This is a genomic window from Paraplanobispora takensis (assembly GCF_016863195.1).
Classification (GTDB): Bacteria; Actinomycetota; Actinomycetes; order Streptosporangiales; family Streptosporangiaceae; genus Planobispora; species Planobispora takensis.
This window is the reverse complement of the sequence record NZ_BOOK01000040.1, coordinates 1-24,282: the sequence shown is the minus strand read 5'-3', so window position 1 is coordinate 24,282 and position 24,282 is coordinate 1. Positions and strand designations below refer to the sequence as shown.

The following is a 24,282-nucleotide window of genomic DNA, read 5'->3' as shown; positions in this document are numbered from 1 at the left end:
GATCTTGTGACGGGTGCATGACCGTGGCTCGTGCCGATGCCGGTCGGATGGTCTGCGGTAGCCGGAGATAGGCAGGGGCGGGTTGCGATGCCGTGCCGGCCGGCGGTCAAGCGCCGACCAGGACCCAGGCGCTGTGGACGCGGGTGAGGCCGGGGTCGATCAGGGCGCGCAGGTTCAGGGCGGCGGCGCCGGGCACCTGGCGCAGCACCCGCCGGATCGCGGCGATCGGCTGCGTGACGGTGTCCTGGGTGGCCACCGCATCCTTCCGGCACGGTGGAATCCAGCGCCCGCCGCCGCTGAAAGTGGGGGTTCTGACCCACTCCGGGTGATTGGTGACTCAAGGTGGGTTCGAAGCGCGCCGGAGGTGTACCGTCGCTGATCGCGATTCCGTAAGAAGACGAGTGATGAAGGCGGGAGGGATCGGGCTCGATGTCTGCGGACCACGGATCTGCGGTGCCCGACGATACGCGTCATCACCTGGCCCGGATCGCACGGATGCTGGCGCGTGGACACGTCGGCAAGGCCGTCGCCGCGGCAGAGCACGCCTCGGCCCGGGGAATCGGCGTCCGCCTGGCGCTGGCGACCCTGTACCTGCGTCTGTGCCCGCGTGAGGAGGTGTGGAAAACCCTGCGGGAGGTGCCCACCGAGACCATGCCGGTGCCCGACGCCATGGCGGTGACCGCTTTCGCCCACGGCGTCGGCGGTGACCGCGCGCAGTCCCTGCGACTGTTTCACGGGGTGCTGGCCCGCGAGCCGTACCATCCGATCGCCCTGTACGACCTGGCCTGCGTGCTCGCCCGGCAAGGCGCCACCGAGACGGCGGCGGCCGTACTGCTCGACGCGGTGCGCAACGGACAGAGCCGCCTGGGCGCCCGGTTCCCCCACGATCCCGATCTCATCTCGCTCACCGATCAGGTGGATCCCGTGCGCCGGGGATTGCACGGTGCCGACAAGTTCGCGGCCGCGCACGAGATGTTGCTGTTCCAGGTCAGGCCCTCCTACCGTCCGTATGCCGTCCGGCTGGAGCTCCGGCCGGGAGCCTGCGACCAGGCCGCCGCCGAGCAGGAGCGCTTCGGGGAGAACGTCGGCCTCCTGCTGCGCTACGACCCGCGCCCGGCCCTCTCCGGGAGGACCTCATCGGGAGCGGGGTTCGAACTGTCCATGCCCGCCGATCGCCTGTCCTTCAGGGGCTGGGACCTGCACTGCGCGTTGCGGCGGATCGCGCCGCTGGTGGAAGACGGCCAGTGGTTCCTCCACGGCTGGCATGGGTTGTCCCACTACCTGGACGAGTTCGCGGTGCGCGATGGGGAACTGCACATCCTGCGTGTTCCTATGTACGGCGGCGCGGGGGAATACCAGGCGATCCTGCAGGAGCGGGTACGGTGCGCACCGGACGATTCCCCGCTCGCACAGGCCGTCATGCGGCAGTTCGGCCCTGATCGCTGTTGACGCCGCACCGGTCGGTTCGGGCAGCGCTCAGCGGTCGATGCGGCAAGGAACGCCGGTGAGAAGTAGCAGCACACGAACGCCGTCAGAGCAGGCGGCATGAGCCTGGGCGGACTGGTCATGGCTGATCGTCGCCTGACTGAGGAGACGCCTGCCTCGGTGGTGGAGTCGAGGGTGGTTTCCACGGCCGCGTTGAGCTGGTCGATGCCGGTGCCGGTGCCGGCGGTGCGTACGGCGATGCCGTGGTCGGTCAGGGTGGGGAAGCGGCGTCCGGCGTTGGCGCCCTCGACCATGCGGGCGTAGACGGGTCAGGGGATGGTCGGGGTGGTCGGCGATGAGCCGGTCGAGGGCGGGTTGAGGGTCCGCGCGGTCGCCGGCTGATCGCCAGGTGTGGTCCGTTGCCCTCCAGGAGATCGGTGAATTCGATGACGCCACACTGGGCAGCCATTCTCAAGGGGTCCGCCCGGATGACTGCCCCGGCCTCTTCCGGGGCGGCGCCTTCGCGCACTTGGAGGAGCTGTCCCGGCGGTGATCCGGCCTGTCGCGGTGTCGTGTCAGCGGCCGTGTCAGCACGACAACGGTCCGGTATCAGCGTGGTCGGCGACGGTGGTCGCCATGAACGATTCAGCGATCGCGGCCCCGGGGCCACGGAAGGCGTACAGAGACAAGATCGTGCTCGGCGGCCTCGGCAGGGGCTGGAGGCGACGGGCTTTCGGTCGCGTGGCGGTCACGGCGCTGGCGGCTGTGCTGCTGGCCGGGGCGGCCGCCCCCGCCGTGGCCACGGCGGGGGCGGCCGTGCCGACGGCCGTTACCGGACAAGATCGCCCGGAGTTGCAGCAGGCCATCCAGGCGTTCGTCGATGCCGGTCTCCTCGGGGTGCAGCTGCGCGTGCACGATGAGCGGGGCGAGTGGGTCGGCAGTGTCGGGGCGCGCGAGCTGGGCACGAACGCCAAACCGCCGACGAACGGGCATTTCTGGGTGGGCAGCGTCACCAAGACCTTCGTCGCGACCGTGGTGCTGCAGCTGGTGGCCGAGAAAAAGATCACCCTGGATGCCCCGGTGGCCGGCTACCTGCCCAAGCTCGGGCTGGACCGGCGCATCACCGCGCGAATGCTGCTGCAGCACACCAGTGGAGTGTTCAACTACACCGGCGAGCTCGACCCCGACGGGGCATGGGTGCCCGGTCTCCCCGCCACGGGCAAGGAGTGGCTGGACAACAGGTTCCACTCCTACCGGCCGCAGGAGCTGGTGCGGTTCGCACTGTCCAAGCCGGCGAAGTTCGCGCCGGGCACGGACTGGAGCTACTCCAACACCAACTACACCCTGGCCCTGCTGCTGATCGAGAAGGTCACCGGCCGCTCGTTCGAGGCCGAGCTCAAGCGCCGGATCGTGGGGCCGCTCGGCCTGAAGGGCACCGTGGTGCCGGGCAACCGGACGCAGCTGCCCGCGCCGTACGCCCACGGCTATCTCCGCTACCAGGAGGCCGGCCGGTGGAAGGTGGCCGATGTCTCCCGCCAGAACCTCTCCCTGCTGGCCGGCGCCGGTGACATGATCTCGACCACTCGGGATCTTCACACGTTCTTCTCCGCACTGAACGGCGGCAAGCTCCTGCCGGCCGAGCTGCTGGCCGAGATGCGCACGCCGCACCCGGAGAGCGACCCCCTCTACGGCCGCTACGGCCTGGGCATGTTCGTGCAGGACCTGGGCCCGGCCTGCGGCACCGTGCTCAACCACAACGGCAGCCCTCCGGGAGGGTATGCGGCGCTGATGTACAGCTCGCCCGACGGCAGCAAGACCCTGACCGCCTCGCTGACCGTCGGCGACGCCGCATTCGACCTCGCCACGTATCCGAAGCTGCTGGACGGACTCGTCAAGGCGGCGTTCTGCGGCGGGCAGGCCGCAAGCTGACCAGGCCGTGCCGGCGGCAGCGGCCGCCGGCACGATGCCGGTGACAGCTCCGACGCACGTCCGCGGTTTCTTCCACGTGCTCCATCATGGACATCCTTCCGGAGACGAGCCCCTGATCCCGGATGTCCGTCAAACCGGATCAAGCTCACCGGAAGCGACGCAAGCCATCCCGCCAGCCTCACCCCGTCCGCGGGTGCGTGCTCCACACGAAGCGCCCTCGTCCGCTGATGCATGTCGGGTGGGCCTGGATGTACTTGACCTGGACGTACTCGACGAGGATGTCCAGCAACACCCGCTGCCCATCCACGCCCACCGTGTTCCACCACTGGGCGAGCAGCTCCGTCGGCGGCTGCTCCCCCTCGGCGGCTCCGACCGTCACCAGACGCGTCCACCCCTGAGCCTGGCTCATCAGCGTCAGCACCTGGGCGGCGACCTTCTCCTCCAACGGCGCGGCCGCGGCGCGGGCCGCACCGCAGCCGTCGCACACGTACATCTCCCGCTGCCGCTCCAGATACGTGCCGCACGTGCCGCACACGACGAAGTCGTCCAGGAGATGGACCGGCTCCGGCGGGACACTGTGGACCAGACGCAGGCGAGGGTAGCCGCCGTCAGGTTGCCGGTCGTCCATGTGATCACCTGCTTGGTGTGGGGAGCGGGAGTGACCTCAGCGTAGGCGGGGCCGGCCCCGGTATGCGGGCGGGTCAGGAAAACCCTTGCGCCGGGCTTGCGCGTACAGGAAGGGACCTCAGCCTGGGGAAAGTCCGGATTGCGGCGAGGGCTGTTGATATGTCGTGGGAAGCGGTCGTGAGGGGAAGAGGCCATCGTGCGGTCAGGCCGCCGGGCCGCGTCGGGCACCCGGGCTGTCAGATGCCGGAACCGCCGACGATCTCCGCGAATGGCAAAATGATCCGAATGCCGATTGATTCGCACCTGCTCGCCGTGTTCACGGTCACCACCATCGTCGCTCTGATCACCCCGGGCCCCGACATGCTGTTCGTGCTGGGATGCGGCGTGCGGGGCGGCGCCCGTGCCGGACTGCTGGCCACGCTCGGCGTGATCACGGGTGATGCGCTGTACATCGTCGCCGCCGCGGCCGGGCTCTCCGTTCTGCTGACGGCGTTCCCCGTCGTGTTCACGGTGCTGCGGCTCGCCGGGGCCGCGTACCTGATCTACCTCGGCGTCCAGATGTTCCGCAACCTCAGGAAAGGCCAGGCCGACGATCCGTCCGGTGGCGGGATGACCGGCCGGCGGGCCTTCCTCAACGGCGTGGTGTCGTCGGCGGCCAACCCGCAGACGTTCACGTTCATGGTCGCCTTCCTGCCGCAGTTCATCGATCCCGGGGCGGGGCCGGTCTGGCTGCAGTTCGCCATCCTCGGGGCGATCCTGATCGTCCTGGAGTTCGCGGCCGACGCGACAGTGGGCGTGCTGGCGGGGCGGATCGGCGGCTGGCTGCGCAGCCGGCAGGCGGTGCGCCGCCGGCTCGACGCCGCGACCGGAACCCTGTTCATCGGCCTGGGCGTCACTCTCGCGGTCCAACGCTAGAACACGGCCTCCGCAGGCCGAGTCGGCCTGCGGTGAATGCTCTGCCGTGTCCGGTGGGACGATGGGCGCATGGCAGGCGTCACGGGTCGGTTTCGACGACTTGCCGGGCTGGTGGAGGTGTCCGGTGAGCCGATCGTGGACTCGATCCACCGGCTGGTTCTCGCGGGGGAGCGGGGGAACCGCGCCGCTCTCGGCGAGCTCGCCGGCGCGTTGTCCGCCGTCGTCTCCGACGCCGACCTCGCAGGGCAGGTCCTCGATCTCCTGGCCGGGGCGGATCCGAAGGTCTGGATCGAGCTCGATGCGGCATTGCGCTCCTGGGGGTACGGCTATCGCGACCCGCGTATCACGCTGCCGCGCGCCGTACGGGAGACGGACAATCCGCTGGCCGTCATGCTCGCCGTCTGCGGCCGGGACGGCCACGAGCGCGAGAAGGGGCTCGGCCACCCCGCCATGCGCACGGACGTGCGGCTGTTTCCGGTGCTGGTCGTCCGGACCGTCGACTGGGTCGGCGCCGTCCGGAACCGGGCACCGCGGATTCAGCCGCGGTCCTTGGTAAGGACGGTGGTGATGGCCTGGTCCACTCCGGCGTGGACGGGCAGGTAGCCGTCGACGCCGGTGATGGCCAGCAGCCGGGCGGGTGAACCACGGGCGCCGGCCAGATGCACCTGCCTCCCCTCTGCGGCGCAGGTGTGGGCGCACCCCAGCAGCACGTGCAGGCCGGAGCTGTCCAGGAACGTCAGCTCGGTCAGGTCGAAGACGACGTGGTCGCCGATCCGGCGCACGCGGTCGACGTAGCCGGCCAGCCGGACGCTGGTGGTGCGGTCGATCTCACCGGCGAGAGCGACGAGGATCAGGCCGGGAAGGTGCTGATGGCTCAGGGTCAGCCGTGTGATCGGCATCCCCGCCGGACGGGGCGAGGGCTGCGGTTGGCGGGAGGCGCCCATGGACTAACGCTAGACCTTCCGTAGTCACCCCGACACCCCCCGATATGGAAAGGAGATGCTGAGATGCCGGAATGGTCAGCGAGTGGGGTGCCGGGAGTCGCCCGCGCTGCGGCGACGCCGCTCCAGCGGGATGATCGGCGCGGGGCGGCCGTGCATGTGCAGGCCGAGCACCGACCCCTGGCGGGTCTGTTCCAAGGTGACCTCGTCGCACAGGTGCAGGATCGCCCACAGGCCGAATCCGCCGCCGCCGGTCGGGTTGACGTGCGCGGCGGCCAGATGCTCCGGAGTCAGCCGGCCGCCGACGTCGAGGATCTCCACGGTGACGCCCTCGGCGTGGCCGCGGGCGGTGATCAGGCCCGCCCGGCCGCCGTGGTCGAAGACGTTGGTGATGGCCTCGTTGACCGCCAGCACCAGATCCTCCAGCCGCTCGCCGGTCAGTCCGTTGTGCCGGCCGTGCAGGCGTACCAGCTCGCGCAGGTAGCCCAGGTCCGGGTCGATGGGGCAGCGCAGTCCGAACGCACTCATGATCACCACACCCGGGCAGGGGTCAGGGCCGGAAAGAGCGGGCGCCCTTCGCGTTTCCCACCGGCCGATCGTTAAACGCCCTGGCTTCCTGAGACATGCGAGGGGGACGGCCCGGTCCTGCAGGCCTGCCCGGGCGTCACACCCGCAGGGCGGCCTCGGGCTCGTCGTGGGTGATGTGCATGAGCTGGCGCCAGAGCGCCACCACGAAGACGGCGGACCCGGCGAAGGCGAACCAGAAGGGGGCGGTCACGCCGTAATGGGCGGCCAGTGCTCCGCCGATGAGCGAACCGGCGACCAGGCCGCCGAAGACGCAGATGGTGTTCACGCTGCCCACCCGGCCCTGCAGTTCGGCCGGGACGGCCCGCTGGCGGACGGTCACCGAGGTGGTGCCCCAGATGAACGCGTGCGCGCCGAACAGCAGGAAGATCACCGAGGCCACCCACGGGGAGGTGGTGAGGGCGAGGCCGAGATGGGTGAGCGTCTCGAGGATCAGCCCGACGCGCATGATCACTCCGAGGCTGAGCCGGCGGGTGATCGCCCCGTAGAGGGAGGTGCCGATGAGTCCGCCGATCGCGCTGATCGTGGTGAGCAGGCCGAAGCCGATCGGGCCGAGGTCGAGCCGTTCCAGGCTGTAGAGGACCAGTACCGACCAGGCGGCGCCGAACGTGATGTTGAAGATCAGGATGGTGAGGGCCAGGGTCCGCACGGCGGCGTGCCGGATCGTCCAGCCGACCCCTTCCCTGAGGTCGTGCCAGAGGCCCGCGCCGCCGGTGCCGTTCTCCCGCCCGTGCGGCGGCAGCGCGACCCGGGAGATCATGATGAGCCCGGCCGCGACGAGCAGGAGCTGGCCGGCGAACGGCCAGGCCGCCCCGGCGGTGAAGAGCAGCGCGCCCAGCGGCGGCCCGGCCAGCTGGTTGAGGGTGAGGAAGCCGGTCTGCAGCCGGGCGTTCGCGACCACGAGATCGTCGTTGGCGACCAGCATCGGGGTGAGCGTCGAGGTGGTGTTGTCGGCGAACACCTCGGTGATCCCGATCAGCGCCAGCGCGATCAACGCCCCGGCCACCGTCACGGTCCCGGTGGCGATCATCGCGACCAGTCCGGTCAGGATCGCCAGCCGTACGACGTTGGCCACCACTACGATCCGCCGCCGGTCCAGCCGGTCCGACAGCACCCCCGCGTAGAGGCTGAACGCCAGCGGCGGCGCCCAGCTGATCAGCGCGCCCAGTGAGATCAGGAACGCGTCGCGCGTCAGCGAGGCGATGAGCAGCGGCGCCGCCGCCATCGCCACGCCGTCGCCGAAGTTGGTCACCCAGCTCGATCCCAGCAGCCACCGGAACGATGACCCCAGCCGTTCGGGCACAAATCGCCCGATTACCCTCCGCATCACAATCCCAGGACCTTACGGCCACATCTCTACCAGCGGCAACGCAAATACGGGCAGCCCGCCGCGGACCCCGTCATCACGCCGCCGCCGGGCTGACCTGGATGTATGCGGGGGAGGGCCGGATCACCGCACCGCCTGCCCGTGGCCGGTGGGCTCGGCGTGGCAGGCGCCGGAGGCGCGGAAGGGCTCGGCGAGCTGGGCCAGGTAGGCGGTGGGATAGTCCGGTTTGGCGGCCATGCCGAGCTGCTCGGAGGTGAAGCGGCGTCCGGGGTCGTGGGAGAAGGTACCCAGCAGGTGGTCCCAGACGAGGGTGAACAGGCCGAAGTTGACGTCGCCGACGCCCGCCCATTTGAGGTGGTGGAAGCGGTGACCCTCGTTCAGGGCCAGTACGTACTTCAGCGCGCCGATGCGGTAGTCGGCGTTGGAGTGCTGCAGCAGCAGCTGCACCGCGACGGCCAGCGCGAGCACCGAGGCCACCTGCGTCGGCAGGCCGATGAGCAGCAGCGGCGCGACGCCGGCGGTCATCTCCAGGGTCTGGTGCAGGGGGTGTTTCATCAGCCCGTTGAGACCGTAGAAGCGTTTGACGGAGTGGTGGACGGCGTGGAAGCGCCACAGTGCGCCGATCTTGTGGCTGGCGTAGTGGACCAGGGTGATGCCGAGATCGGCGATCGGTACGGCCAGCAGCACCTGGGCGGGGAACGGCCAGGTGCGCGGCCACAGGCCGGCGGCCGGAACGACCGCGGTCAGCACCGGGATGACGGCGACGCTGAGCAGGATGAGGCCCTCGTTGACCAGGCTGTGCGCGGCGTCGCGGCCGGCGTCGTCGTGGGAGGTGTTCCAGGTGCTTTCGTAGGGCAGGAGGCGTTCGGCGGCGAACGACAGGGCGATCGCGGAGGCCAGCAGGCCGAGCAGCCACAGTTTGGAGGCGCCGGCGGCGGTCAGGGCGACGGCGGCGCCGTTGACGCCGAGCAGCATCAGCGGGGCGTAGCCGTAGCGGACGGCCGTCCGGGCGGCGCCGCCGGAAAGCGAGTGCGTCAGGGGCATGTCGCTCACCATGGCGGCGGGACCCGGACGCGGGCTTGAACGGATCCGCTGCCCCGCGCGGATCGGCTAGCGGCTGCTCCGGGCGGGGGCGTTCCAGCCGGTGGCGGCCAGGGCCTGGCTGGGGGTGATGCCGAACATCGCCCGGCAGGTGCGGGTCAGATGGGCGCTGTCGGCGAACCCGGCCGCGTGCGCGGCCTCGGTCAGCGTGGCGCCGGCGCGCACCTGCTCGACGGCGTGCAGCAGCCGGGCCCAGCGCCGCCAGGCCGGGTAGGGCAGGTGCAGGTGCTCGGCGAACAGGTGCCCCAGCCGGCTGGCCGACACCCCGGCCCGGGCGGCGAGGTCGCCCAGCAGCAGCGGCCCGTCGATGAGCTGCGGGACCGCCGCGAGGGCGCGTGACAAAGGGACGGGCAGTGCGCCGGTGCCGGTGTGCGGGCCGGCTGTGCGGTACGTGGCGGCCGGGCCGGGCACGACGGCCGGCGCGCCGGGTCCGGCGGCCGTGACCGGCCGGGCGGCGGCCTGCCAGGTGCTCACCGCGTCCGCGTCGCCGCTCGCGGCGATGCGCGCGGTGGCCGCGCGCCCGGCCGGGCCCGCCGGATCGAGGTAGGCCAGCAGGCCGTGCGTGCCCGGGGCGGCCCGCAGTCCGTGCCGGACGCCGGCGGGGATGATCGCGGCCTGCGCCGGGCGCCGGCAGTCGTGCCGGTCGGTCAGCGTCACCTCGCCGTCGAGCACCAGAAGGACCTGCACCGCCGCGTGCGCGTGCGGCTCGGCGGAGCCGATCGCGCCGGTGAAGGCCAGCAGGCCCGGGACGGCCGTGGCCGATCCCTGCCAGTGCGGCCGCCGCGCCTGCCCGCTCTGCGATCCTGCCCGGTGCGGCCGCCGTTCCTGCCCGCTCTGCGACGCCGCGGCCGCGGCCGGTGGGCAGGCGGACGCGCCGGTCGTGATGCTCACCGTCGCCTCCCCTCGCGGAACCGCCACGGATCCAAAGTGCCACAGGGAGGCCGGCGGAGTACGGCAGAAGCGGGCAGGGCGGATCGTCACACCCTTTCCGGCGACTGCCGCCGCCCGGCGTCCGCGACCGGTTGCTGCCGGCGCAGGCGGAGGGTCTCCAGGCCGATGAGGTCGTCGGCCTCGGCGTCCGGGGTCTCCTGGTCGAACCTCGCCAGGGCCGGGTGGCGCAGCGCGATCGTGATCGTGAGCGCGATCGCCAGGCCGCACACCAGGTAGAGCAGGCCGATGCCGCGCTCCTCGCCGACCCCGATGATCGGGCCGAGCGTCCCGGCGAGCGATCCGCCCTCCCGCATCAGGGGCGCGAAGACCGATCCCACCAGCCAGGAGTTCACCACGATGCCGAGCGGCTGGGTGGACATGGCGAGCATCCGGTTGATCGAGATCACCCGGGCGTGATAGCGCTGGGGGACCTTCGAGTGGATGATCGTCAGCCAGATGCCGTCGCTGATCGACATCATGAACGACATGCCGAAGACCCCGGCCATGATCAGCGCGAGCGAGGGACGCAGTCCGGCCAGGGCGCAGAACAGGCCGAGCACGCCCGCGGCCGAGAGCATCCCGAACATCCGCCGCCGGCGCGGCCCGCCCCACACCGCGATCACCAGGCCGCCGGTGACCGCGCCGATGCCGGCCAGCAGCGCCACCCGCCCGGTGTCGGCCAGCTCGCCCACCGACAGGGCCAGCGGCGCGAACATGGCGAAGGCGGTGAGCAGGAAGAAGTTCACCACGAACATGGTCAGCGCCATCGCCCGCAGGCCGCGGCGGCGCAGCAGATAACGGAATCCGTTGCGGATCTCGGCGCCCACCGTCTCCCGGCGCCGCCAGGCCATCGTGGCGGGGAAGCGGACCAGCAGGGTCACGCCGAGGGCGATCACATAGCAGATCGTGTTGGCGGTCAGGATCCCGGTCAGGCCGATGAGGGAGAGCAGGGCGACCGAGAAGAGCGGGACCATCAGCTGGGCGACGGAGTTGCCCAGCTGGACGACGCCCCCGACGTGGTGCAGATAGTGCTTGGGCGCCAGCTGCGGTCCCGCCGACTGCCAGGCCACCCGTTGCAGGGTGACCGAGACCGACAGGACGACCAGCAGGCCGCAGAGCACGGGGACGGTCAGGTTGCCGGTGACCACCAGCGCCAGCATCGCGGCCTGTACGGCGAGGGAGACGCCGTCGCCGGCGAGCAGGGCCCGGCGCCGGTCGTGCCGGTCGACGAGGGCGCCGATCAGCGGGGCGAAGAGCAGGCCGGGCACCAGCGCGATGATGGCGAACAGGCCGAACTGCATCAGGGAGCCGGTCTCCTGGTAGACCCAGATGGGGACGGCGAACTCCGTCATCACCGCGCCGATCATCGAGACGATCTGGCCGGTCGCCACGGTGAAGAACCGGCCCAGGCTCGGCTGCGGCCCGTCGGCCGGGGTGAGCCGGTCGGTGGACAGGGACTCACGCCACCAGGTGACCCCGGTGCCGGCCGTGCCCACGGTGCCGGAGCTGTCAGCGCTGTCAGCGGCGCCGGCCGTGTCCGCGGTGTCGATGACGTCGGCGCTGCCGGCCGGCCGCCACTCCTCGGGCCGGTCGAAGGCGGTGTGCGTGGTGGTGAGGATCTGAGCCAGTTCCCGGGCGCGGTAGCGCAGGAAGTAGTGGCCCGCCTCGGCCATGACCACCAGCCCGGTGGTGGCGGAGACCGCGTGCCAGTCGCGGTAGCGCTCCTGGTAGTACTCGGTCAGCGCGTCGCGGTCCCCGACGACGGACACCACGGGCGCGCGCAGCGACGGGGCGTCCTTCTCGACCAGGTCGCTGAAGTACTCCTCACCGGCGCGGGCGTCCACGCGCATGGTGGTGATGATGTGGTCGACCTGCTCGGGTTCGAGGTCCTGCAGGTCGGCGCCCATCGCGCGCAGCCAGTTGGCGTGCGAGGTGTTGTTGTCCAGCCGCTCGCTGCGCAGCATCCGGCCGATCAGGCCGTTGACGCCCTTGCGGGGGGTGGCGAAGGGGAAGCTGCCGCCCATGTAGATGGCCTCGACGCGGCGTCCGGCCGCCTCCAGCCGCCGGGCGGTCTCGGCCGTCAGCGCGCTGCCCACGCAGTGGCCGTACAGCGCCACCGGCCCCTTGACCCGGGCGACGACCTCGTCGGCCAGGCGCTGGGCCGCCTCGTGGAAGGCCAGCACGTCCTCCTCGACGCCGAGCTCGTGGCCCGGCAGGGAGGCGGCGAAGAGCGAGTGGCCGGCCGGCAGCGCGTCCGCCAGCGGCTGGTAGACCATCGCGCTGGCCCCGCCGTACGGGATGCAGACCAGGGAGAGCAGGGGCGTCTTGACGGGTTTGGTGAGCTCCAGGAGCAGGGCCCGCGGGCCGCCGTCGATCCCGGCCTCCTGCGCGCCGCCCGCGTCGTCGAGGAAGGCCGCCAGCTCGCGGACGGTACGGTGCTCGATCGCGTCCAGGACGGTCACCTGGTAGCCGTCGGCGGGCATGGCCTTGCGCAGCCTGGCGACCATGCGGATCAGCAGCAGGGAGTGGCCGCCGAGCGCGTTGAAGTCGTGGTCGATCGAGAGGTTCTCGATGCCGAGGACCTCCTTCCAGACCCCCGCCACCAGGATCTCGGTCGCGGTGACCGGCTCGGCCAGGTCGTCGCCGACGGCCACCACCGGCTCGGGCAGCGCCTTGCGGTCCACCTTGCCGTTCTGGTTGAGCGGGATGCTCTCCAGCGGGACGAAGACCGAGGGGACCATGTACTCGGGCAACCGCGCCTCGCAGTGCCCGGCCAGATCCTCGGCCGGGCCCGCCGGGACGTAGTAGGCGACCAGCCGCCTGTCCTCGGCGGTGAAGGCGTGCACGGTCACGACCGCGTCCCGCACCCCGGGGTGGTCGGCGACGGCCGCTCTGACCTCGTCCAGCTCGATCCGGTAGCCGCGGATCTTGACCTGGTCGTCGAAACGGCCCAGGAAGGCCACGTTCCCGTCGCGCAGCCAGACGACCCGGTCACCGGTGCGGTACATCCGGCCGCCCTCGCAGAACGGGTCGTCCAGGAAGCGCTCGCCGGTCAGGTCCGGCCGGTTGATGTAGCCGCGGGTGACGCCGGCACCGCCGACGTACAGCTCTCCGGGCACGCCTGCCGGCTGCAGCCTGCGGTTGGCGTCCAGGACGTACATCCGCATGTTGGGCAGCGGCCGGCCGATCGGCACGACCTCCACGAGCTGGCGGTCCCGGACGGGGTAGACGCAGGTGCCGACGGAGGCCTCGGTCGGGCCGTACTCGTTGATCAGCCGGCCGGGGCCGAGGATCTCCAGCCACCGGTTGGCCATCGGCCCGGGCAGCGCCTCACCGGCGACCACGATCTTCCCGGCGAGCGTCTCGGCCTGCCGGGCGTCGATCTGGTGGCCGAGGATCTCCAGGTGACCGGGAGTGAGCTTGATGAAGCTGTACGGCCCGCCCTCCACCAGCAGCGTACCGAGACTGCCCATGTCGAAGTCCTGCGGCAGTACGGTGACCGGCCGGCCGACCACGAGCGGGGCCCACAGGTTGGGCACCACCAGGTCGAAGGCGACCGAGCCGAACAGGGGGGCGCCCCCGTCTCCCGCGCCGGCCAGCTCCTCCACCGCCCACCACACGTGGTTGACCAGCCCCCGGTGGGTGACCTGCACGCCCTTGGGACGGCCGGTCGAGCCCGAGGTGAAGATCACGTAGGCCAGCCGGTCCAGGTCGTACGGCACCGCCACCGGGGTGCCGGGACGCGCGTCGATCTCACCGCCGCGGACGTCGACGATCTCGGGGCCGCCGGGGGCGGCCCCGAACAGGTGGGCGTGCTCGGCGGAGGTCAGCACCATCGGCGCCGTGGCGATCGACAGCATGTCGGCGATCCGCCTGGCCGGGAACTTCGGATCCATCGGCAGATACGCCGCTCCGGCCTTCCACACGCCCAGCAGGCACGCGATGAGCTCGGGGCCGCGGTCGAGCAGCACGCCCACGGTGTCCTCGGGGCCGATGCCCCGGTCCCGCAGCAGGCAGGCGACCTGGTTGGCGCGGGCGTGCAGCTCGGCGTAGGTCGTCGAGCGCCCTTCGAAGACGACCGCGACCGCCTCGCTGCCGGCGTGCCGCTCCAGCAGCTCCGGCAGGGGCTGGGACGGGTAGGGACGGGTGGAGTCGTTCCAGGCGCCCAGGGCCAGTTCCCGCTCCCGGGGGGTGAGCAGCTCCAGGTCGGCCGGCGGCGTGTCCGGCGCGGCCGCGATCTGCTCGGCGAGGGTCCGGTAGTGCCCGGCCAGCAGGGCCACGGTGTCCTCGTCGAAGCGGTCCCTCTGGTAGGTCAGGTAGAGCTTGGGGCCCTCTGCCTCGCCGAGGTGGACCATCAGCGCCAGGTCGTAGGTGAAGTCGTCGACCTCGTGCTCCCAGACCGACGCCTCCAGCCCCGGCCACCGGCCGCGCTGGTCGCGGAAGGCGCGCAGCGAGAAGCCCACGGACGACAGCGAGAAGCGGCGCGCGTCGCGGTCGCTGAGCGCCTCCATGAGCTCGGCGAAGGGCAGCTGATGGGTGACGGCCTCGCCGAGGCCGCGCCGTACCCGCTGGGCCGCCTCGCGGAAGGCCGGGTCGCCGGACAGGTCCATGCGGAGCGGGACAGGAGTGACGAAACACCCCACGACGGGCTCCAGCTCGACGCGGCGGCGCCCTCCGTTGACGGAGGCGACGGTCAGGTCGGACTGGCCGGTGTAGCGGGACAGCAGCATCGAGAAGACCGTGAGCAGGGCCACGAACGGCGTGGTGCCCGGCCCGCCGGCCTCCTTGAGCGCGTCGACCACCTCACCGGGCAGGGTGAACAGGTGCGAACCGCTGCGCCTGCCCGGACGGGCGGACGCGGGCTCCTTGGGCAGGGGGCCGGGCTCCTTGGCCATGGGCAGCTCGGCCCCGGCCGCGCCGTCGAGCCGGTCGCGCCAGTAGGCCAGCCGCGAGGCCCGCACGTCCGGGGCGAGCTCGCGGCCGGACCAGGCGGCGTAGTCGGCGTACTGGATCGGCAGCGGGGCGAACTCGACGGGCCGCTCCTGCCGGGCGGCGGCGTAGGCGGCGGTCAGCTCGTCGAGGAGGATGCCGACCGACCAGCCGTCGCACGCGATGTGGTGGAAGGCGACCAGCAGGACGTGCAGGTCCTCGGCGAGGCGGACGAGCGTCGCGCGCCAGACCGGGCCGCCGGTGAGGTCGAAGCGCTCCACCGCGGCGGCCGCGGTGAGCTCCTGGGCGTGCTGCTCCCGCTCGGCGGCGGGCAGGTCCGTCAGGTCGGCCACGGTGAGCGGGGCCGGTCCGGGGGCCAGGATGATCTGGCGGGGCTCGTCGTCGCCCGCGTAGACGGTGCGCAGGATCTCGTGGCGCTCGGCCAGGGCGTCCAGGGCGGCGGTCAGCGCGCCCACGTCGAGGTCGCCGGCGAGCCGCAGCCCGATGGTGGCGTTGGGCGCGGGCGCGCCCTCGCCGAACTTGGCGCCGAGCCACATCTGCCGCTGCTCGGCGGAGCACGCCACCGGCCCGGTGTCGCGGGGAGTCCTGGTGATTGGCTCGGGGGCGGGCCGCTGCCGGGCGGCGAGAAGCCTGCGCAGCGCCTCCTGCCGACGAGGGGAAAGCGACGCTACCCGATTGTCGTGATTGGTCGCGGGCGTGATTGTCATAGCGTTTTCTCTCCCTCGACTTGATTTCCGGCATAGTCGAGCGAGCGCGTGAAAATTCTTTCTCCGAGCCCGGAATAAAGCGCTGGGAATGATGCCCCAGTCTCCGGTGGCGCTACCGTGGGAGCGCTCCCACGACAAATTCCTTTACCACAGTACACTTCTGGCCTCGCTAGTTCAAGGGTCTCCCGCATCGGTGCCGGCTCCCGTACAAAGGGGCTGCTCTAGGCCGATCTCTCGGGAGAGTAGCCGCAGCGCCGGGGATCGCACACGTCTACCGGAAAAGTCAATTAAATTGACTCGAACCAGATTGGTGAGACTTGAAACAGATTGAAGAGAGGGGTGCCATTGCGCATGGGCCGTTCCCGTGTTTCCATTCTCTGCGGTAACCGCTACATTGCCTTTTCCGTGCGGCTTCTGATCGCCACGGAGAAGTGAGGAAACTGATGGAAGACGTGTGGAAGCCCTTTGAGATAACCCCCGAGAGCGCGGACGCGACCGCCGACGCCCTGGTGGAGCGGCTGAAAGCGATTCCCGACGTGGGCGCGCTGCTCACCCGGAACAAAGCGCTCGTCATCAGAGGGTTCCACGTCACCGAGGACAGCCTCGGCCGCGTGATGGACCTGCTGCTGCCCAACCGCCTGGCCTACGTCCACGGCAACTCGCCGCGCACCAAGCTCGCCGGCAACGTCTACACCTCGACGGAGTACCCGGCCGAGTACACCATCTCGATGCACAACGAGCTGTCCTACTCCACTTCGTGGCCCTCGCGCCTGCTGTTCTTCTGCCAGAAGGCGGCCGAGTCGGGAGGGGCCACGCCGGTCGTCGACGGCGTGCGCTGGCTCCGGTCGCTCGACCCCGAGGTCCGGGAGGCGTTCTCCAAGGGAGTGCGCTACACCCAGAACCTGCACGGTGGCCGGGGGCTCGGCAAGAGCTGGCAGGAGACGTTCGAGACCGACGACCGCGACCGGGTGGCGGACTTCCTCGACCGCTCCGGCGCGGACTGGCAGTGGCGCCCCGGCGGCGGGATCCGGATCTCCCAGACCAGGCCGGCCACCACCCGGCACCCGGTCACCGGTGCCGAGGTGTGGTTCAACCAGGCCGACCAGTGGCACCCCGCCTCGCTGGGCGACGAGACCGCGGCCGAGCTCGCCGAGCTCATGCCCCCGGAGGAGCTGCCGCAGTCGGTGGCCTTCCCCGACGGCAGCCCGATCCCCGACGCGTACGTCATCCAGGCCCGCGACCGCGGTCTGGAGAACGCGGTGGACGTCGACTGGCGGGAGGGCGACCTGCTGCTCATCGACAACGTGCTGGTCGGCCACGGGCGTCGGCCGTACACCGGCTCCCGGCGTGTCCTCGTCGCCATGTCCGACTGATCCGCCGTGCTCGAATGATCCAAGGGATACCGTCGTGAACGACAACGCTTTCCGTGCTTCCCGCGCTTTCCGCCTGGGGGTCGCCGCCACCTTCACGGCCGAGCCCCTCGCCGACGTCCTGCGCTTCTGGCTGGCCGAGCTCGGCATCGGCGGCGACGTCGACTTCGCCCCCTACGGCCAGGTCTTCCCCTCGCTGCTGGATCCGGGCAGCGTGCTCGGCCGGGCGGGTGCCGTCGCCGTACTGGTCCGCGCGCAGGACCTGACCGCCGCCGGCGGGTCCGACGGGATGGACGACGGGGCGGACGACGGCGGGTCCGGCCGGGTGGACGCGGTCGCGGCCGACCTCGCCGCGGCGGTGCGGACCTCGGCGAAGGCCTCGGGCGCCCCGCACCTGCTGATGGTCTGCCCACCGTCGCCGGAGGCCGGGAGCGACGCGCACGCCCGGCTGGCCGCCGTGCTCCAGGAGGCGTGCGCGGGCGACCCCGGGGTGCACGTCCTCACCTCGGCGGAGCCGTACGAGGTGCAGGAGGTCCACGACGCGTTCGCCGACCGGATCGGCAACGTCCCCTACACCGAGCCGTACTTCGCCGCACTGGCGACCGCGCTCGCCCGGCGCCTGCACGCGATGACCGCTCCGCGGCCCAAGGTGATCGTGGCCGACTGCGACGGCACCCTCTGGGACGGGGTCGTCGGCGAGGACGGCCCGGACGGTGTGGTGATCGGTCCCGACCGGTTGCGGGTGTGGCACGAGCTCTCCCGCCAGGTCGACGCCGGCCGGCTGCTCTGCCTGGCCAGCAAGAACGACGAGAAGGACGTGCGCGAGGTCTTCGCCAGGCACCCCGGACTCCCGATCGGCCTGGAGCAGATCACCGCGATGCGGATCGGATGGGACGCCAAGTCGCAGGCCCTGCGCTCGCTCGCCGCCGAACTGGACCTCGGCCTGGACTCGTTCGTCTTCCTGGACGACAGCCCGGTGGAGTGCGCGGAGGTCCGCGCGGGCTGCCCGGAGGCGCTGACGCTGAGGCTGCCCGCCGACCCGGCCGCGGCGGCACGTTTCCTGCGCCACTGCTGGCCGCTGGACCACACCGCCGTGACGGACGCTGACCGCGCGCGCGGCCGGTACTACCGGGAGCAGCGCCGGCGTGAGCGGGCCATGGGCGAGATGTCCCTGACCGACTTCTTCGCCACGCTCGACCTGGCCGTCACCATCACTCCGGCGGGCCCCGAGCACGCCGAGCGCGTCTCCCAGCTGGCCCGGCGCACCAACCAGTTCAACCTGTCGGCGGAACGCCACCCCGACGGGGAACTGCACGTCGTCGAGGTACGCGACCGGTTCGGCGACTACGGGCTGGTCGGGCTGACGGCCGCGCACACCGACGGCGACACCCTCCGGGCCGACGCCTTCCTCCTCAGCTGCCGGGCGCTCGGGCGCGGGGTGGAGCACCGGATGCTGGCGCACCTGGGCGCGCTGGCGGGCGAGCGCGGGCTGGCACGGGTCGCCCTGGCCCACCGCGTCACCTCCAGGAACCGGCCGGCCCGGGACTTCCTCGCCGGGCTGCCCGGAGCCGCGGCCCCGGCCGGCGGCGACCTCCTCTGGCACGTCCTCGACGCGGACGCGGCGGCGGCCGTCGTCCACGTTCCCGCCGAGACCGCGGCCACCGCGCCTGCGGCCGCCGCGCCCGCCTCCGAAGCCGCTCCCCGGGCGGACTGGGAGCGGGTGGAGACGATCGCCACCCGGCTAACCGACGTGGACGCCATCGTGCGGGCACTGCGGGCGGCGGCTCCCGCCCCGGTCCTCCCCGCGGTTCTCACCGCGACCCCCGTCGAGGCGGCCGTCATGCGCTGGTGGGCGGAGATCCTCGACATCCCGCCCACGTCCGTCGACGACGGCTTCTTCGATCTCGGCGGCCACTCGCTGCGACTCGTCCAGTTCATGGCCCGGGTCAGGGCCGAGTACGGCGTCGAGCTGCCCTTCGACACCCTCTACACCACCGCCTTCACCGTGGCCGAGATCGCGCGGGTCATCGAGGAGCAGCAGGTGGCCCAGGCCGGGAACGCGGAGCTGGAGGAACTGCTGGAGGAGCTGGAAGGGCTTTCCGACGACGAGATCGAGGCCCTGCTCGTGCGCGGGGAGAGCTGATCCGCCGTGGCGACCGTTCTGGTGAGCACCCACGGCACCAACGGTGACGTGCTGCCGCTCATCCGGGTCGGCCGGGAGCTGGCGGGCCGGGGTCACGACGTCAGCGTGATGACCCACGCGTGGTTCGCCGACCGGGTCGCCGCCGCGGGCCTGCGGCACGTGCCGATCGACACCGACGAGGCCTACGACCGTCACCTGGACGACACCGGGCGGTTCATGCTCGACCCGCTCCGCGACCCCGAGGGGGTGCTGGAGCTCTACCGGCGCAACAAGCTGTTCGAGCAGCTCCGCGACGAGGTGGAGATGATCAGGCAGCGATACCGTCCGGGGGAGACCGTGGTGCTCGCCCGGCACACCTCGGGCATCGCCGCGCTGATCGCCGCCGAGCTGTACGGCGTGCCGGTCGCCACGCAGGCGATGGCGCCCTGTCAGTACGTCACCCTGCCGGTCACCCACCAGGTCTACCGGCACGTCCTGGAAGCGGGGTTCGACGACCTCTTCGGCGGATTCGGCCTGGAGCCCGTCCGCGACTGGGTGGCCTACCTGAACAGCGCCCGGGTACAGCTCGGCGGATGGCCCGGCTGGTTCGACGCGGCCGGGGACCCGACGCCGGACGCCGTCCTCAAGTGCGGGTTCATCCTCGGTGACACCGCGGGCACCACGGAGGGTGCTGCGCAGGACACCGCGCCGCCGGACTGGCCCGAGCCGCCCGTGCTGATCACGGGCGGTACCGGCCTGGTGCTCCACCGGCCTTTCTACGAGGTGGCGGCCCGCGCCTGCCACCGGGCCGGCCGGCCCGCCCTGCTGGTCACCCGGCACCGGTCGCTGGTCCCCGACCCGCTGCCCGAAGGGGTGCGGTGGCTGCCCTCGGCGCCGTTCGCCGCGCTCATGCCGTACGTGAGCGCGGTCGTGCACCACGGCGGCATGGGCACGCTCGGGCGGGCGCTGGCGTCGGCGACCCCGCAGGTGATGCTGGCCCACGGGGTCGACCGCCCGGACAACGCCGAACGCATGGAGCGCGCCGGCCTCTGCCGCTGGCTGCCCGTCTCGCGCTGGGAGGAGAAGCCGGCCGTCGACCTGCTGACCGAGGTGCTGCAGGACACCGGCTATCGCGAGCGGGTCGCGCCGCTGGCCGCCGAGACGGCCTCCGACGCCGCCGTGCGCACCGCGGCCGACCGGGTGGAAGGCCTCATCGGCACCGACGGGATCCTGACCCGTCCGGGGCTGCGTCAGCGGCTCGGGCGGCTCACGCCCCAGCAGCGCGCGCGCCTGGCCGCCATGCTCACCGAGCGGGCCGGTTCCCGGGCCGCCGCGTCCGGGACGGGGGAGCGGCCCGTGGGAAGCGGAGCCGATCGGGGCGCCGGTTCCTGACGTCGCCGGCGTCGACCGACGGCTTCCCGCCGATCGCCGTCACGTTGGCGAGCGCCCGCGCGGGCGAGGCGCTGATCGCCGCCGGCGTACGCGGCCCGGGTCATGTCCGTGCGGCATTGACCTAGGGAGGTCCCCGGGTCATCCTCTGAGGCGGACGGCGTCCCGGCTGGCTACCCTCATGAGATCGACTCTGAGGGTGCCGTACGCTGCGTCGTCGCGATCCGCTTCCACAGGCGGCGAACCCTACGGCGGGGAGGGCACCGCGAGGACAGGGGGGCCATGCCATGACGACCGCAGCAGAGCGGGCAGAAGAGCGAACCGCGCCCTGCATCCTGCTCGACACGCCCGCCGAGCAGCCCGAACTCGGCTTTCCCGCCATCGCCGCGGCCCTGGCCACGATCATCCGGACGAGCGAGCCCCGTTTCGCCGTCGGCATCTTCGGCAGCTGGGGCAGCGGCAAGACCACGCTGATGAACGCCATCGCCGACGAGCTGGCGTCCGACCAGCTGGTGATCGTCCAGTTCAACGCCTGGCGTTACGAGAAGGAACCCCATCTGATCGTGCCCTTGCTGGACACGGTCAGAGGCGCACTGATCACCTGGGCCGGGGCGGCGCAGCGCCGGCCGGAGGCGGCCGAACGCGCACGCGGCATCGCCCGGAAGATCGGCACGGTGGTACGGGCGTTCGCCACGGGCCTCAGCGCCCAGGTCGGGGTGGGCCCGGTGGCCAAGGTGACCTTCGACGTCGGCAAGGCGCTGCAGGCGATGGGAGCCGGCGACTCCGACCCCGCCGACGGCCCGCAGTCGATGTACTTCGCCGCCTTCAGCCAGCTGGCGGCCGCCTTCGACGAGGTGCAGGCCGCGGAGTTCGCCCGGATCGTCGTCTTCGTCGACGATCTCGACCGTTGTCTCCCCGCCAACGCGCTCGATCTCATCGAGTCGATGAAACTCTTCTTCGACCTGCCGGGGTTCGTCTTCGTCGTGGGGGTGGACCAGGACGTCGTCGAGCGAGCCGTCCGGGAGAAGTTCCCCGCCCGCGAGCGGCAGGGCCTGAACGGGACGGGCGCGGTCGACCGCACCGAGATCGAGTACGTCAAGAAGATATTCCAGGTGCCCTACGCCCTGCCGCCCATGACGGCCGGCCAGCTCGACGATCTGATGAAGTCGATCTACGCGACCGCCGGTCTGGGCGCCGCCCAGCTCGACGACCTGAAGAACCGCGTCAGACGCTATCTGGGATACATCGCGGTGGAGGGCCGCATCAACCCGCGCGAGGTGAAGCGCTTCATCAACGCCTACACGCTGCAGACCATGATCCGCCCCAAGCTGGACCAGGACACCGTGCTGGCGTTGCAGACTCTGGAGTTCCGGCGAGAGTGGGAGGAGGCCTACGACGTCGTCCTCGCCGAATCCGACGTCTTCCTCGACGCCCTGCGTCACTATCGGACCGGGGAGGACAGCGCCTTCGAGAACCTCTGGCCTCAGCTCGGCCTGCTGCCCAGCGACCTGATCCTCTATCTGAGGTCCCCGGCCGCCGAGCCGCTCACCCGGCAGCCCAATCTCGACGAGTACATCTACAGCCTGCACGCGACGCGCAACTACAACTCCGCGCTGACCGAGGCCTACCGCGACGTCGGCAAGCTCCGCAAAGAGCTTCGCCGCGTCGCGGCCGAGGTGCACGCGCCCGGGGATGCCGGCGCGAGCGCGCCGGCGAGCGAGATGTCGGCGATCGCGGCCAGACTCGCGGGCTTCGCCCAGCATCAGAAGGACCACCGGCGGCTCGTCCGGATCGTCGAGGCGCTGCAGCGCACGGTGGCCCGGCTCTCGCCGTCATCCGTTCAGGACGGTAAGGGCACCGGATCCGGTGACATCGCCGAGTGGGTCCGCGGCACCGGCGAGATCGTGGATCAGCTGCAGCGGGAACTGCGGGTGATCCGTGATTCCTTCGTATGGTCGGCGACCCCCTGAAGCCGGCCGGTTCAGGCGGGGTGCGGCAGGAGCACGGCTCTGCCGGCGAGCTCTCCCTCGCGCATCCTCCGGTAGGCCTCCAGGGCCTGCTCCAGGGGGAAGGTCTCGACGTGCGGGGTGATGCGCCGCTGCCGGGCCAGGGCGACGACCTCCATCAGCTCGGGGCGTGAGCCCCAGTACGGCACGCTGACCGGGCATTCGAAGGGCAGCCGGCCCACGCCCACCGGAAGGTCGCCGCCGGCCAGGCCCACGATGGCCACCTCGCCGAGAACGGAGGCGCAGGCGGCGGCCAGGGCGAGGGTCTGCTGACCGCCCACGAAGTCCAGCACGAGGTTCGCACCGCGGCCGGAGGTCAGGTCGCGGACCCGGGACTCGGTGTCCTGGTCGCCCGGCAGCGTGTGGTCGGCGCCGAGCCGCTTGGCGAGGTCGAGCTTGCCGGGGGCGGTGTCGACCGCGATCACGGTGGCCGGGCTGAGCGCCTTGAGCAGTTCCACCGCGACGTGCCCGAGGCCGCCGATCCCGATGACCAGCGCCGTGCTGCCCGGAGTCAGCCGGTGCAGGGAACGCTTGATCGCGTGATAGGAGGTCAGGCCGGCATCGGTGAGCGGAGCGGCGGTGCGCGGATCGAGATCGCCCAGCGGGACGAGGAGTCGGGGTGAGGGGAGGAGCATGTACTCGGCCATCCCGCCGTCCCGGCCGAGCCCGCCTCCCGCGGCCCCGATCTCCTGCGCCCGCTCGCAGTAGTTCTCCATGCCCTGGGCGCAGCGGTGGCACCGCCCGCAACCCCAGGGCCCGTACACGGCCACCGCCTCACCGGTGCTCCAGCCCTCCACGCCCGCTCCGGTCTGCTCGATCCATCCGGCGGTCTCGTGGCCGAGAGTGAAGGGGATCTCGTACGGCAGGGCGCCCTCCGGCCAGTCCATGACGTGCAGGTCGGAGTGGCAGACCCCGGCCCCCGCCACCTTGATCAGTACCTGGCCGGGCCCGGGCTCGGGCACCGGGATGTCGAGGATCTCCGGTTCGTGCTGCCAGGCGGTCAGTCGTACGGCTCGCATGGTCTCCGTCCTTTCTCCACGACGAGCATGCATCCCGCCCGGGCGGATGTGAATAGATCGGACCCTCCGGTCCCGGCGCGGCCCGGGGTTGCGAAATCATATTTCCATATGGAAATATGAGCACGTGAGCGCCTATGCAGCCCTGGCCGAACCGCACCGCAGGCAGATTCTCGACCTGCTGCTCGACGGCGAGCGGCCCGCCGGGGAACTGGTGGAACACCTCGGTCTCAGCCAGCCCGGCGTTTCCAAACATCTCAAGGTGCTGCGCGAGGCCGGACTCGTCGCGGTGCGCACGGAGGGCAGGCAGCGCGTGTACGCGCTGCGCCCGGAACCCCTCGTCGAGGTCGATCGGTGGCTGGAGCCCTATCGCGCGTTCTGGTCGAAGCGCCTCGACGCCCTGGAACGACACCTGGAGGAGAACCCATGATCGACGGAACTCTTGAGACGATCGACGGCCGCCCGGCGCTGCGCTTCGAGCGCACGCTCTCATACCCGGTCGAGCGGGTGTGGCGGGCCGTCAGCGTGCCGGCGGAGCTCGGGTGCTGGTTCCCCGCGGCCGTCGACTGGACACCGGCGGTGGGGGAGACCTTCGAAGCCGCCGGTGCGATCGTCGAGGTGACCGAGGTCGACCCGCCCCACCGTCTGGCGTGGACCTACGCCGGCCAGCCCTACAGCTTCGACCTGACCCCCGAGGGAGACGGCTGCCGGCTGGTCTTCATCCACGTCATCGACGACCGCGGCCTCTCGGCGCAGACCGCCGCCGGCTGGGAGTCCTACCTCTCGCGGCTCGAGCCCCACCTCGCCGGCAAGGACCTCTCCGAGGAGGAGGCACACCAGGGATGGGAGGAGATTCACGAAGGGTACGCCGAGCGCTTCGGGGTCGACCCGGCGCCGGGCCGGCGCTTCGCGGCGGCTCTGCGCGGAGACGACGGCGACGCC

The 24,282-nt window shown here is 71.6% G+C and carries 19 protein-coding genes; 10 read left to right on the top strand and 9 right to left on the bottom strand.

Annotated features, from left to right (window positions below; all coding sequences use genetic code 11):
• Window positions 1-106: 106 nt before the first annotated feature.
• A complete protein-coding gene (locus tag Pta02_RS27640) occupies window positions 107-256 on the bottom strand; it encodes a hypothetical protein (protein ID WP_203877975.1) in 150 nt (49 codons plus the stop codon).
• Between the two features lie 197 nt (window positions 257-453).
• On the opposite strand from Pta02_RS27640, the gene Pta02_RS27635 reads away from it, so the two are divergent.
• Together Pta02_RS27635 and Pta02_RS27630 are read left to right on the top strand one after the other, a co-directional pair.
• The gene (locus Pta02_RS27635) at window positions 454-1,449 is read left to right on the top strand and encodes a hypothetical protein (protein ID WP_203877875.1); all 996 of its coding nucleotides are present in this window, start codon (window positions 454-456) and stop codon (window positions 1,447-1,449) included.
• A gap of 612 nt (window positions 1,450-2,061) precedes the next feature.
• Window positions 2,062-3,354 (top strand): serine hydrolase domain-containing protein, encoded by a 1,293-nt coding sequence (locus tag Pta02_RS27630; protein ID WP_203877874.1) that lies wholly within the window; start codon window positions 2,062-2,064, stop codon window positions 3,352-3,354.
• Between the two features lie 178 nt (window positions 3,355-3,532).
• On the opposite strand, the gene Pta02_RS27625 is transcribed toward Pta02_RS27630, so the two are convergent.
• Window positions 3,533-3,982, bottom strand: coding sequence for a hypothetical protein (locus Pta02_RS27625; RefSeq protein ID WP_203877873.1), 450 nt, complete (start codon window positions 3,980-3,982; stop codon window positions 3,533-3,535).
• 284 nt (window positions 3,983-4,266) lie between these two features.
• Between Pta02_RS27625 and Pta02_RS27620 the strand changes: the two genes are divergently transcribed.
• Window positions 4,267-4,896, top strand: coding sequence for a LysE family translocator (locus Pta02_RS27620; RefSeq protein WP_203877872.1), 630 nt, complete (start codon window positions 4,267-4,269; stop codon window positions 4,894-4,896).
• 69 nt (window positions 4,897-4,965) lie between these two features.
• Window positions 4,966-5,499 (top strand): hypothetical protein, encoded by a 534-nt coding sequence (locus Pta02_RS27615; protein ID WP_203877871.1) that lies wholly within the window; start codon window positions 4,966-4,968, stop codon window positions 5,497-5,499.
• Here Pta02_RS27615 and Pta02_RS27610 read toward each other — a convergent pair.
• The 6 genes from Pta02_RS27610 to Pta02_RS27585 all read right to left on the bottom strand — a co-directional run bounded on the left by Pta02_RS27610 (window position 5,433) and on the right by Pta02_RS27585 (window position 15,437).
• Entirely contained in the window at window positions 5,433-5,840 is a 408-nt protein-coding gene (locus Pta02_RS27610; RefSeq protein WP_203877870.1) for an STAS domain-containing protein, read from the bottom strand. The two genes, Pta02_RS27615 and Pta02_RS27610, sit on opposite strands and share 67 nt — an antisense overlap.
• A gap of 75 nt (window positions 5,841-5,915) precedes the next feature.
• Window positions 5,916-6,365: an ATP-binding protein gene (locus Pta02_RS27605; protein ID WP_203877869.1), complete on the bottom strand. Its 450-nt coding sequence runs from the start codon at window positions 6,363-6,365 to the stop codon at window positions 5,916-5,918.
• 136 nt (window positions 6,366-6,501) lie between these two features.
• Window positions 6,502-7,725 carry an MFS transporter gene (locus Pta02_RS27600; protein WP_203877868.1) on the bottom strand — a complete coding sequence of 408 codons (1,224 nt, stop codon included), beginning with the start codon at window positions 7,723-7,725 and terminating at the stop codon, window positions 6,502-6,504.
• Window positions 7,726-7,872: 147 nt separating this feature from the next.
• Window positions 7,873-8,793 (bottom strand): sterol desaturase family protein, encoded by a 921-nt coding sequence (locus Pta02_RS27595; protein ID WP_203877867.1) that lies wholly within the window; start codon window positions 8,791-8,793, stop codon window positions 7,873-7,875.
• Between the two features lie 66 nt (window positions 8,794-8,859).
• Window positions 8,860-9,741, bottom strand: coding sequence for an AraC family transcriptional regulator (locus tag Pta02_RS27590; RefSeq protein WP_239131271.1), 882 nt, complete (start codon window positions 9,739-9,741; stop codon window positions 8,860-8,862).
• A gap of 86 nt (window positions 9,742-9,827) precedes the next feature.
• Window positions 9,828-15,437 (bottom strand): non-ribosomal peptide synthetase/MFS transporter, encoded by a 5,610-nt coding sequence (locus Pta02_RS27585; protein ID WP_203877866.1) that lies wholly within the window; start codon window positions 15,435-15,437, stop codon window positions 9,828-9,830.
• 443 nt (window positions 15,438-15,880) lie between these two features.
• Between Pta02_RS27585 and Pta02_RS27580 the strand changes: the two genes are divergently transcribed.
• The 4 genes from Pta02_RS27580 (at window position 15,881) to Pta02_RS27565 (ending at window position 22,288) form a co-directional block, all read left to right on the top strand.
• Window positions 15,881-16,810, top strand: a complete 930-nt coding sequence (locus Pta02_RS27580) for a TauD/TfdA family dioxygenase (RefSeq protein WP_203877865.1) — start codon at window positions 15,881-15,883, stop codon at window positions 16,808-16,810.
• A 34-nt stretch (window positions 16,811-16,844) separates the two neighbouring features.
• Window positions 16,845-18,950, top strand: coding sequence for an HAD-IIIC family phosphatase (locus tag Pta02_RS27575; protein WP_203877864.1), 2,106 nt, complete (start codon window positions 16,845-16,847; stop codon window positions 18,948-18,950).
• Window positions 18,951-18,956: 6 nt separating this feature from the next.
• Window positions 18,957-20,321 (top strand): glycosyltransferase, encoded by a 1,365-nt coding sequence (locus Pta02_RS27570; protein ID WP_203877863.1) that lies wholly within the window; start codon window positions 18,957-18,959, stop codon window positions 20,319-20,321.
• Between the two features lie 284 nt (window positions 20,322-20,605).
• Window positions 20,606-22,288, top strand: a complete 1,683-nt coding sequence (locus Pta02_RS27565) for a KAP family P-loop NTPase fold protein (RefSeq protein WP_203877862.1) — start codon at window positions 20,606-20,608, stop codon at window positions 22,286-22,288.
• An 11-nt stretch (window positions 22,289-22,299) separates the two neighbouring features.
• Here the strand turns inward: Pta02_RS27565 and Pta02_RS27560 are convergent, their stop codons facing one another.
• Complete coding sequence (locus tag Pta02_RS27560; protein WP_203877861.1) at window positions 22,300-23,343, bottom strand: NAD(P)-dependent alcohol dehydrogenase; 1,044 nt, start codon at window positions 23,341-23,343, stop codon at window positions 22,300-22,302.
• 124 nt (window positions 23,344-23,467) lie between these two features.
• Between Pta02_RS27560 and Pta02_RS27555 the strand changes: the two genes are divergently transcribed.
• Both Pta02_RS27555 and Pta02_RS27550 read left to right on the top strand, forming a co-directional pair.
• Window positions 23,468-23,770, top strand: coding sequence for an ArsR/SmtB family transcription factor (locus tag Pta02_RS27555; protein ID WP_239131270.1), 303 nt, complete (start codon window positions 23,468-23,470; stop codon window positions 23,768-23,770).
• On the top strand, window positions 23,767-24,282 hold a 516-nt coding region (locus Pta02_RS27550), incomplete at its 3' end, for an SRPBCC domain-containing protein (protein WP_203877860.1). The genes Pta02_RS27555 and Pta02_RS27550, both read left to right, overlap by 4 nt.